Raw genomic sequence first — 10,101 nt, 5'->3', positions numbered from 1 at the left:
ACCCGCGCGCCGACGCCGCGCCCACCCTGGCGGCCCGCGACGAACCGGAGTCCCCGGCCGCGCTGCCGGGCGCCGAACAGCAATTCCAGGCGCCGCAGCACAACGCGCCGGCCCACGACGTCCTGGCGTCGGCGCTGGCTGCCTCCGCCGCGCAACGCCAGCCCGCGCCGATCGCCAACCCGGCCGCCATCGCGGCGCCCGCCGTTCCCCTGGTGCTGCAAGTCGCCACCCCGGTGGGCGGCACGCATTGGGGCACCGAACTCGGCCAGCAAGTGGTCATGATGAGCCACAACGCGCGCCAGGGCATGCAGACCGCCGAACTGCGCCTGGATCCGCCGGACCTGGGTCCGCTGCGCGTCAGCCTGAACCTGGCCGACGGCGTCGCCAGCGCGTCCTTCGTCTCGGCCCACGCCTCCGTGCGCCAGGCGATCGAAACCGCCATTCCGCAGTTGCAGCAGGCGCTGGCGCAGGCCGGCATCTCGCTGGGCCAGACCAGCGTGGGCGAACAGACCGCCCAGCAGGAGTTCGCGCAACAGGGCGGCAACGGCTCGCAACGGCAGTCCGGCGGCACCCTGGCGGGAGCCGACGGCGTGGCCGAAGCGCCTGTCGCCGTGACGGTGGCGCGCAACGCCAACGCACTGGTGGACACGTTTGCCTGACCGGTCCGCGCCCCGCGTCCGGCATGGCTTGCGGGCGGTGCAGCAATAGCTTGAGATACGCGGCTTTCGCCCTGTTTTTCGCCTCCAAGCCGAGGCGGGATTTGGGGCAGAATGCTTTCATCCACTAAGAACCCGTTTTCATCAGCGGCAAAACACGCATCGACACCGAGATGGCGACTTCCAAATCCACACCCCTGCCTGCGCGCGGCGCACCCATCCCCCGCTCGGGCGGCCTGGGCCGCATTCTTCGCCCGCTGCTGGCGCTCATCGTCCTGCTCATCGTCGCCGCGGCCAGCGCCGGCGCCACCTGGTTCATCGCCCAGCGCATGCAGCCGCAAGGCGGAGCGCCCGTGCAGCTCGGCGTAGGCCAGGTGCCGGGCGGCCAGCCCGGCGCGGGCCAGCCGGGCCACGGCCCCCAGGCCACGCCCACCACCTTCGTCGCGCCGCCCGCCGGCCCGATCGCCGTGCCCGCCCCGATCTTCGTTCCGCTCGAACCCTTCACCGTGACGCTGCAGAATGCGGATACGGAACGCATCATGCACGTCGGCCTGACCCTGCGCGTCAGCGACGACCAGACCCGCACGCGCCTCGAAAAGTACATGCCCGAAGTGCGCAGCCGCATCCTGATGGTGCTGTCGTCGCAATCGCCCATCGGCGTGCAGACGCAGCAGGGCAAGACCGACATGGTCAATGCGATCAAGCAGGCCGTCAATCTTCCGTTCTCGCCCCTGCCTGACGGCCAGTACGTCACCGACGTGCTCTTCACGGCGTTCGTGGTGCAATAAGCATGGCCTACGAGGCATTCCTTTCGCAGGACGAGGTCGACGCGCTGCTCGCTGGCGTCACCGGCGAGAGCGACAGCAAAACCGAAGCGGCAGGCCAGAATACCGGCGCGCGCGCCTATGACCTGAGCTCGCCGGAGCGCGTCGTCCGCCGCCGCATGCAGACGCTGGAGCTGATCAACGAGCGTTTTGCGCGCCACATGCGCAACGTGCTCCTGAACTTCATGCGCCGCAGCGCCGACATCACCGTCGGTTCCATCAAGATCCAGAAGTACGCGGACTTCGAGCGCAACCTGCCGGTGCCGAGCAATCTGAACATGATTCAGATGAAGCCCCTGCGCGGCACCGCGCTCTTCACGTACGACCCGAACCTGGTGTTCCTGGTCATCGACAGCCTGTTCGGCGGCGATGGCCGCTACCACACCCGCGTCGAAGGCCGGGACTTCACCACGACCGAACAGCGCATCATCCGGCGCCTGCTCAACCTGACCCTGGAAAGCTACGGCAAGTCCTGGGATCCGGTCTATCCGATCGAATTCGAGTACGTGCGCTCGGAGATGCACACCAAGTTCGCCAGCATCACCGGCAACAACGAAGTGGTGGTCGTCACGTCCTTCCACATCGAATTCGGCGCCACCGGCGGCGACCTGAACATCTGCCTGCCCTACTCCATGATCGAGCCGGTGCGCGACCTGCTGACGCGGCCGCTGCAGGAAACCACGCTCGAAGAAGTGGACCAGCGCTGGTCGCAGCAGCTTTCCCGCCAGGTGCGCAGCGCCGATATCGACGTCATCGCGGAATTCGCCCGCATCCCGTCCTCGATCCGCGAACTGATGCACCTGAAGGCGGGCGACGTCCTGCCGGTGACCGTTCCGGAATCCATAATCGCCAGCGTCGACGGCGTGCCGTTGATGGAATGCGGCTACGGCGTCTTCAACGGCCAGTACGCCCTGCGCGTACAGAACATGTTTACCCACGATACAGAACCCAACGAGGCCTCTGACCATGACTGACAAGAACGAGCCCGGCACTGGCTCGTCCCCGGCCGACGACTGGGCCGACGCGCTCGCCGAACAATCCCGCGCCAACCCGCCCACCCAGGCCGACGGCCTGAAGCCCCAGGACGACTGGGCCGCCGCGATGGCCGAACAGGCCGCCACGCCGGCGCCGGCAGCAGCGCCCGCGCCCGCGGCTGCTCCCGCCGCCGCCCCCGCCGCGCAATCGGCGGCGCAGTCGGTATTCAAGCCGCTGGCCGGCGCCACCGGCGGCGCGGGCACGGACATCGACCTGATCATGGACGTCCCCGTCCAGCTCACGGTCGAGCTGGGCCGCACCCGCCTGACCATCAAGAACCTGCTCCAGTTGGGCCAGGGCTCGGTGGTCGAACTCGACGGCCTGGCCGGCGAACCGATGGACATCTTCGTCAACGGCTACCTGATCGCCCAGGGCGAAGTGGTGGTCGTCGAGGACAAGTACGGCATCCGCCTCACCGACATCATCACCCCGTCCGAGCGGATCAACCGCTTGAACAACCGTCGCTGACCCCGCCTCCGCCATGACCGAATCCGCCCTCACGCGCGTCATCGTCGGCCTGGTGCTGGTGGTGGCCGCCATCCTGGCCGCGGCCTGGCTGGCCCGCCGCGCCGGGCTGACGCAGCGCGGCGGCGGCAATCTCCTGCGGCAGGTCGCCAGCCTGCCGGTCGGCCCGCGCCAAAGCATCGTGGTGATCGAAATCGAAGACACCTGGCTGGTGGTGGGCGTCGGCCCCAACCAGCTCAATACCCTGCACACCTTGCCCGCCGGCCAGTTGCCGGAAGGTTCCCCATTGCCCGCCGCCGCTTTCGCGGCCAAGCTGGGCCAGGCGCTCAAGCGCCGCTAGCGCCACGCCGCGCTTCACGCCATATCCATGAGTTTGCTCTCTCGCACGACACCTGCCCGCGCCCGCACCGCCGCGCTGCCCCTGTTCGCAGCGGCCGCCGTGCTCGGCCTGGCCTTCTTTCCGGCCGGTGTCGTCGCCCAGGCCACGTTGCCGGCCTTGACGGCCACCCCGGGGCCGAACGGCTCCGAAACCTATTCGCTCAGCATGCAGACCCTGCTGCTGATGACCTCGCTGTCGTTCCTGCCGGCGGCGCTGCTGATGATGACGGGCTTCACCCGCATCATCATCGTCCTGGGCCTGCTGCGCAGCGCCATGGGCACGGCCATGTCGCCGCCCAACCACGTGCTGATCGGCCTGGCGCTGTTCCTGACCTTCTATACGATGTCGCCGGTGTTCGACAAGATCTACGCGGACGCCTACAAGCCGCTGTCCGAGGGCTCGATCCCGTTCGAGACCGCGGTCGAACGCGCGGCCTCGCCCTTGCGCACCTTCATGCTGCACCAGACCCGCGAGAGCGACCTGTCGCTCTTCGCCAACCTGGCCAAGCAGCCGGCCCTGGAAGATCCGGCGCAGGTGCCCATGCGCATCCTGGTGCCGGCGTTCATCACCAGCGAATTGAAGACCGCCTTCCAGATCGGCTTCACCATCTTCATCCCGTTCCTGATCATCGACCTGGTGATCGCCAGCGTCCTGATGGCGCTGGGCATGATGATGGTGCCGCCGGTCACCGTGGCGCTGCCGTTCAAGCTGATGCTTTTCGTGCTGGCCGACGGCTGGAACCTGCTCATGGGCTCGCTGGCCCAGAGTTTCTACCAGTGACGCCGGGGGGAGAATCGCCATGACCGCCGAAACCGTCATGACCATGACCTACCAGGCAATGAAGATCGTGCTGGCGATGGCCGGTCCGCTCCTGCTCGTGACGCTGTTCGTGGGCCTGGTCATCAGCATCTTCCAGGCCGCCACGCAGATCAACGAAATGACGCTGTCGTTCATTCCGAAGCTGCTGGCCATGTGCGGCGTGCTGGTGCTGCTGGGCCCGTGGCTCATCGGCGTCATGGTCGACTACATCCGGCAACTGATCGGCCAGATCCCCATGCTGGTGTCCTGAGCGGCGGCCGCCGCCGGACTCCGGACCTCCCGCCATGATCGCCTTCACGCTCGAACAGCTCAACGGCTGGATCGGCCAGTTCCTCTGGCCGTTCGTGCGCATCCTGGCGCTGGTGGGCACCGCGCCGCTCTTCTCGGAATCGCTCATCCCCATCAAGGTCAAGATCGGACTGTCGTTCATCCTGGCCGTCGCCATCAGCCCCGCGCTGGACCCCATGCCGGCGATCGCGCCGGGTTCCTTCGCCGGACTCTGGATGGTAATGCAGCAGGTGCTGATCGGCATCTCGCTGGGTTTCACGATGCGCCTGGTATTCGCCGCCGTCCAGACGGCCGGCGAATTCGTGGGCCTGCAGATGGGCCTGTCGTTCGCTTCGTTCTTCGATCCCAGTTCCGGCGCCAACACCGCGGTGCTGTCGCGGCTCTTCAACATCATTGCGATGCTGACCTTCCTGGCGCTGGACGGCCACCTGCTGGTCCTGGCCGCGCTGGTGCGTTCCTTCGACACCTTGCCCGTCGCCGCGATCCAACTGCACCAGAACGGCTGGGGCGTCGTGGTGGAATGGGGCAAGACGGTGTTCATCTCCGGCCTGCTGCTGGCGCTGCCGCTCATCTGCGCCCTGCTGACCATCAACCTGGCCATGGGCATCCTGAACCGCACCGCCCAACAGCTATCCGTCTTCTCCATCGGCTTCCCGGTCACGCTGATCGTCGGCGTCACGGTGCTGGCCGTCGTCCTGCCCCACGCCGGACCGTTCCTGGAATCCCTGTTCGGATCCGGCCTGGCCGCCATGAGCCGCGTCGCCGACGCGCTGGCGGGGAAGTAAGACCGGGCCGAGCCCGTAGTGGGTCAGGTGTCTGACACCCTGGGGAGACGCTCGTCAATCTTCATTGGCGCCCGCAGGGTGTCAGACACCCCCGGCTAATCCTCTAATCGGTGTCAGACACCCGCGGGATGACGCGGCCATACGGCGGGCGCTTCCTCGGGTGTCAGACACCTGCGCGCTCCGATGCGCTGGCGGGGAAGTAAGACCGGGCCGAGCCCCTAGTGGGTCAGGTGTCTGACACCTGCGCGCTCCAATGCGCTGGCGGGGAATTAAGACCGGGCCGAACCCCTAGTGGGTCAGGTGTCTGACACCTTGGGGAGACGCTCGTCAATCTTCATTGGCATCCGCAGGGTGTCAGACACCCCCCGGCTTATCCTCCAATCGGTGTCAGACACCCGCGGGATGACGCGGCCATACGGCGGGCGCTTCCTCGGGTGTCTGACACCTGCGCGCTACGGGAACCAGGATACAAGGGTGTCTGACACCTTGCCCTCCTGCCCGCGATTACTGCTGCCCCGTGAGCCGGAATACCCGGATCGTTTCGCGCAGCGCGCCCGACTGGCCGCCCAACTGCATGACCGCGCCGCCCAGGTCCTGGACCAGCGCGGTGTTCTGCACCGTCATCACGTCCATCTGCGACACCGCCGTATCCACCTGCTCGATGCCGCTGGATTGCTCCTGCGAAGCGCGCGAGATTTCGCCGATGATGGCGGTCACGCGATGCACCGCGGCCACGATCTCCTGCATCGTCGCGCCCGCCTGTTCGGCCTGCTGCGACCCTTCCGTGACGCGCTCCACCGAGTCCTCGATCAAGCCTTTGACCTCCTTGGCGGCCTGCGCGCTTTTCTGCGCCAGGCTGCGGACCTCGCCCGCCACCACCGCGAAGCCCTTGCCGGACTCGCCCGCGCGGGCGGCTTCCACGGCCGCGTTGAGCGCCAGGATGTTCGTCTGGAACGCGATGCCCTCGATGATGCTGACGATATCGGCGATCTTGCGGGAACTGTCCGAAATGCCGTGCATCGTGTCCACCACCTGCCCGACGGCGACACCGCCGCGCCGCGCCACGTCCATGCTGCTGGCCGCCAACTGGTTGGCCTGGCGCGCGTTATCGGCGTTCTGGCGCACAGTGGACGTCAGTTGCTCCATGCTGGCGGCGGTCTGCTGCAGGGAGGAAGCCTGGCCCTCGGTGCGGCCGGCCAGTTCCTGGTTGCCGCGGGCGATATGCGCCGCGGCGTGGGTCGTGCCTTCGATGCCGCGGTAAACGTCCTGGGCGATGCCGACCAGGCTCTTGCGCATGACTTCGAGCGAGAACTTCAGGCTGCCGACTTCGTCGTCCGACTCCGCCACGATCTGCGTGGTGAGATTGCCCGCCGCCACCTGGCGCGCCATGTTGGCGGCGTCGACCATGGGGTCCAGCAGGAACCGCGACAGGCGCCAGCCCATGCCGAAGATGGCGATGATGCCCAGCCCGATCGCCGCGCAGCCCAGGCCGGCTCCGAACGTGCCGAGCTGGTCCCAATTGGCGTGCAGCCCGTAGGCGCCCGCGCCGCCCACGATGCCCGCGGACAGCAGCGCATGGCGCAGCATGCGGCTGCGCACGCCGCGCCTGAAGGGAAACGCCAGCACCTCCAGCCCGCGCCGCCAACCGGCGGGCACCGGCCGTCCCCGCAGGATGCGGACTCCCCTGGCCTGGCCTTCGCGCATGCGCGCATACAGCGCTTCGGCCATTTCGACCTGTTCATCGGACGGACGCACCCGCACCGAGGAATACGCCACGACCTCGCCGTTTTCGAAGATGGGCGTGGCGTTGGCCAGCACCCAATAGAACCCGCCGTCCTTGCGGCGGTTCTTGACCAGACCGAGCCACGATTCGCCGGCCTGCAGCGTCTCCCAGAGGTCTTCGTAGGCTTCGGAGGGCATATCGGGATGGCGCACGATATTGTGGGCCTTGCCGATCAATTCCTCGCGGGAAAACCCGCTGACTTCGACGAAGGCGGGGTTCGCGTAAACGATCCTGCCTTTGGTATCGGTGCGCGAGATCAGGTATTGATCCTCGCGCAGCTTGGTTTCCACGTTATGAACGGGTAGGTTGACGCGCACAGCTTGTCTCCGGTTATATCAAAAGCAGCAAATGAATAACGGCGAGCAAACTGGACCCGATGCCCCGCATCTACACTTCCCCGCCCGGTTTGTCAGGCCCTGCGCCGGCAGGTGCGATGGCCGTCAAACACTGTTCATTGCCCTGATCGGGCGTTATTACTATTAACGGTAATATTCCGGAAAACTTAACGTGCGCATGATTCGCGCATTTCCATGGCCCGAAAAGACACAGGACCGCGGCCGCGCATCGGCGCGGCCGCGGTCCTGTCTCAAGGCGCCAGGCGTCAGGCCTGGGTCAGCGTCGGCGTGGAATAGCCGCCCAGTTGGTGGGCGGGCACTTCGATGACCTCGCCCGCGTTGATCTTGAACACGGCAACCGCCTCGGCCAGGCGCTGCGCCTGCTCCTGCAGCGAACCCGCCGCCGCGGCCGCCTCTTCCACCAGCGCCGCGTTCTGCTGCGTCACTTCGTCCATCTGCGACACCGCGCGGTTGACCTGGTCGATGCCGCTGGACTGCTCTTCGGATGCCGCCGAGATCTCGCCCATGATGTCCGTCACCCGCTTCACCGACGCCACGATCTCCTGCATCGTCGCGCCCGCGCGCTCCACCTGCTGCGAGCCCGCGCCGACCTTCGTGACCGAATCCTCGATCAGGCCCTTGATTTCCTTGGCCGCCTGCGCGCTGCGCTGCGCCAGCGAGCGCACTTCACCCGCCACCACCGCGAAGCCCTTGCCCTGCTCGCCCGCGCGTGCCGCTTCCACGGCCGCGTTCAGCGCCAGGATGTTGGTCTGGAAGGCAATGCCGTCGATCACCGACACAATCTCGGAAATCTTGCGCGAGCTGGCCGAAATGCCCTGCATCGTGCTGACCACTTCCGACACCGCCGAGCCGCCGCGTTCGGCCACGTCCGACGCGCTGGCCGCCAGTTGATTGGCCTGGCGCGCGTTGTCCGCGTTCTGCTTCACCGTCGAGGCCAGCTCTTCCATCGACGCCGCCGTTTCCTCCAGCGACGCCGCCTGCTCTTCCGTGCGGCTGGACAGGTCCGTGTTGCCGGCCGAGATCTCGCTCGAACCCACGGTGATCTCGTCCACGCCGCGGCGCACCGCCGACACCGTGCGGGTCAGGCTTTCCTGCATGCGCTTGAGCGCGGCGAACAACTGGCCGATTTCATTGTGCGAACGCACTTCGACCCGGCTGGTCAGGTCGCCGGCGGCGATCTTGTCGAAATGCTGGCCGGCTTCCACCAAGGGGCGGACCACCAGGCGGCCGAACAGCATGCGGGCCAGGATCATCAGCAGCAGCGCCAGGCCGACCGCGACGCCCACCGCCACCATGGCGCGGTTGAAATTGGCGTCCGCCTGGTCGATCGTGGCTTGCTGCTGCGCGCCGATGTACTTGCCGAACTCGCCGATCGCATCGATGAACGCGGCGCTGCGCGGCGTGCCGTACTCGTTGTTCACCATGTAGAAGGTCGAATAATCTTCGCTGCGCAGGGCTTCGACCATGGTGTCCACGCCATCGTCGATGTACGAGCGGTAGCGGCGGACCAGGTTCATGGACAACTGGCGGCCGGTGTCGTCCTGCAGCATGTTCTTCTGGAAATCCGCAAAACGGCTGCGCACCCCGGTCAGCAGGTCCGTGGCGCTCTTCACGGCCGCCGCGGCGTCGCGGGCCGAGTTCTCGCCGCTGCCCCAGCCGGATTCCTGCAGGTGGCGCGCGGCGACCATCAGCGCGACGCGGGCGCGAAGCATGTCGCTGTTGATCACCTCGACTTGCTTGGAACGCTCGGTCAGGGAGTTGACCTCGCGGATGGACTCATAGTTGCTCTGCAGGAAATAGGCGGCCAGGCCGCCGACCGCGGCGATCAACACCGCGAAGAACGCCATGACCCATAGCAGCATCGTGCCGACGCGGGCATCGCGCAGGCGCAGCTTCTTCTTCACCTTGGGCGCGCGCGCCTTCCTCTTTCCGACTTTGCCGGACTTCGCACCGGATTCGAGACTCGCTTCCATAAATTTCCCCATCCCTCAGGAACTGCCTGACCAAATGAAAAACCACCCTGCGGACACGCTCTGTTACACAGCGAATCCACTCAGGGCGACGTACATTGCGATCTGCGCCGCAATGCTCTCTGCCGGACACAGGGCTTACCCGCCCCGCGGCCTCGATCCGGCCGGTTCACCCGGGCCGGGTATATAGATGATTTGCCCCTCGGGTTCCACAGCGGGCAGCGCCCAGTCCGGACCGAAGTCGGGAGCGGGCGCGGGTCCCATCAGTTTCTGGCGTTCCCAGGGTTCCAGCAGAATATTGGTACTGTCGACGAGGCGCATCAGCCGGCCGTCCGGCCCGAACTGGAGCAGCGCTTCCTTGCGGCTGTACAAGCCGTCCGTGACAAACGTGATCTTGAAGGACCAGAGCGCCAGCAACGAGCCGTCGGTCTGTCGGTAGACTTTGTCGGGCGGAGCCGTCAGCTCCCGCGAGGCCTCTTCCAGCGTCGTCTGGCCGGGCGTCAGGGTCGACAGCCTGCCCGGGTCGAAATTGTGTCCCGTCGCCGCGCAGCCGGCGAGAAAGACCGCAAGAGCGGCCGTCGCCAGAAGATGTATATAGCCTCGCATACCTACCCACTTACCGGACTGGCCGGTGTCAGAAAGATTCCCAATCGTCGTCCGAAGGCGGCGATCGGCGGCTGGCCGCCGGCGCGGGCTTCGCCTCGGACGCGGCCGCCGGCCGTGCCGCGGGCCGGCGCGGCG

General features: G+C 66.9%; 11 protein-coding genes. 8 read left to right on the top strand and 3 right to left on the bottom strand.

Translation table 11 applies throughout. The features are described from left to right. The 8 genes from AVE30378_RS32005 to fliR all read left to right on the top strand — a co-directional run. Positions 1-659, top strand: a 659-nt coding sequence (locus AVE30378_RS32005) for a flagellar hook-length control protein FliK (protein WP_208742485.1), incomplete at its 5' end; no start/stop codon positions are given. A 170-nt stretch (positions 660-829) separates the two neighbouring features. Further along, positions 830-1,444 (top strand): flagellar basal body-associated FliL family protein, encoded by a 615-nt coding sequence (locus tag AVE30378_RS32000; RefSeq protein ID WP_129247167.1) that lies wholly within the window; start codon positions 830-832, stop codon positions 1,442-1,444. Between the two features lie 2 nt (positions 1,445-1,446). Continuing rightward, entirely contained in the window at positions 1,447-2,454 is a 1,008-nt protein-coding gene (gene fliM, locus AVE30378_RS31995; protein ID WP_129247165.1) for a flagellar motor switch protein FliM, read from the top strand. Further along, positions 2,447-2,983 (top strand): flagellar motor switch protein FliN, encoded by a 537-nt coding sequence (gene fliN, locus AVE30378_RS31990; RefSeq protein ID WP_129247163.1) that lies wholly within the window; start codon positions 2,447-2,449, stop codon positions 2,981-2,983. The genes fliM and fliN overlap by 8 nt, the downstream gene beginning before the upstream one ends. 13 nt (positions 2,984-2,996) lie before the next feature. After that, entirely contained in the window at positions 2,997-3,320 is a 324-nt protein-coding gene (gene fliO, locus AVE30378_RS31985; RefSeq protein ID WP_129247161.1) for a flagellar biosynthetic protein FliO, read from the top strand. Positions 3,321-3,347: 27 nt separating this feature from the next. Then, positions 3,348-4,139 carry a flagellar type III secretion system pore protein FliP gene (fliP, locus tag AVE30378_RS31980; protein ID WP_208742484.1) on the top strand — a complete coding sequence of 264 codons (792 nt, stop codon included), beginning with the start codon at positions 3,348-3,350 and terminating at the stop codon, positions 4,137-4,139. 19 nt (positions 4,140-4,158) lie between these two features. Beyond that, complete coding sequence (fliQ, locus tag AVE30378_RS31975) at positions 4,159-4,428, top strand: flagellar biosynthesis protein FliQ (RefSeq protein ID WP_129247159.1); 270 nt, start codon at positions 4,159-4,161, stop codon at positions 4,426-4,428. Between the two features lie 34 nt (positions 4,429-4,462). Next, complete coding sequence (gene fliR, locus AVE30378_RS31970; RefSeq protein ID WP_129247157.1) at positions 4,463-5,251, top strand: flagellar biosynthetic protein FliR; 789 nt, start codon at positions 4,463-4,465, stop codon at positions 5,249-5,251. A 504-nt stretch (positions 5,252-5,755) separates the two neighbouring features. On the opposite strand, the gene AVE30378_RS31965 is transcribed toward fliR, so the two are convergent. From AVE30378_RS31965 to AVE30378_RS31955, 3 genes are all read right to left on the bottom strand, one after another. Further along, positions 5,756-7,351 (bottom strand): methyl-accepting chemotaxis protein, encoded by a 1,596-nt coding sequence (locus AVE30378_RS31965; protein WP_129247156.1) that lies wholly within the window; start codon positions 7,349-7,351, stop codon positions 5,756-5,758. 284 nt (positions 7,352-7,635) lie between these two features. Beyond that, complete coding sequence (locus AVE30378_RS31960) at positions 7,636-9,363, bottom strand: methyl-accepting chemotaxis protein (RefSeq protein ID WP_129247155.1); 1,728 nt, start codon at positions 9,361-9,363, stop codon at positions 7,636-7,638. Between the two features lie 135 nt (positions 9,364-9,498). Beyond that, positions 9,499-9,966 carry a hypothetical protein gene (locus tag AVE30378_RS31955; RefSeq protein WP_129247153.1) on the bottom strand — a complete coding sequence of 156 codons (468 nt, stop codon included), beginning with the start codon at positions 9,964-9,966 and terminating at the stop codon, positions 9,499-9,501. Positions 9,967-10,101: the final 135 nt, after the last annotated feature.

It is taken from the genome of Achromobacter veterisilvae (assembly GCF_900496975.1).
In the GTDB taxonomy this organism is placed as follows: Bacteria; Pseudomonadota; Gammaproteobacteria; order Burkholderiales; family Burkholderiaceae_B; genus Achromobacter; species Achromobacter veterisilvae.
The sequence above is the reverse complement of the archived record's forward strand: the minus strand, read 5'-3'. Positions and strand labels throughout refer to the sequence as shown.

Excerpts from the sequence above, each read along its gene's own strand:
- fliQ (WP_129247159.1), top strand. The coding sequence starts at position 4,159 with ATGACCGCCGAAACCGTCATGACCATGACCTACCAGGCAATGAAGATC.
- AVE30378_RS32000 (WP_129247167.1), top strand. The coding sequence starts at position 830 with ATGGCGACTTCCAAATCCACACCCCTGCCTGCGCGCGGCGCACCCATC.
- fliM (WP_129247165.1), top strand. The coding sequence starts at position 1,447 with ATGGCCTACGAGGCATTCCTTTCGCAGGACGAGGTCGACGCGCTGCTC.
- fliP (WP_208742484.1), top strand. The coding sequence starts at position 3,348 with ATGAGTTTGCTCTCTCGCACGACACCTGCCCGCGCCCGCACCGCCGCG.
- fliR (WP_129247157.1), top strand. The coding sequence starts at position 4,463 with ATGATCGCCTTCACGCTCGAACAGCTCAACGGCTGGATCGGCCAGTTC.
- AVE30378_RS31955 (WP_129247153.1), bottom strand. The coding sequence starts at position 9,966 with ATGCGAGGCTATATACATCTTCTGGCGACGGCCGCTCTTGCGGTCTTT.
- AVE30378_RS31960 (WP_129247155.1), bottom strand. The coding sequence starts at position 9,363 with ATGGAAGCGAGTCTCGAATCCGGTGCGAAGTCCGGCAAAGTCGGAAAG.
- fliN (WP_129247163.1), top strand. The coding sequence starts at position 2,447 with ATGACTGACAAGAACGAGCCCGGCACTGGCTCGTCCCCGGCCGACGAC.
- fliO (WP_129247161.1), top strand. The coding sequence starts at position 2,997 with ATGACCGAATCCGCCCTCACGCGCGTCATCGTCGGCCTGGTGCTGGTG.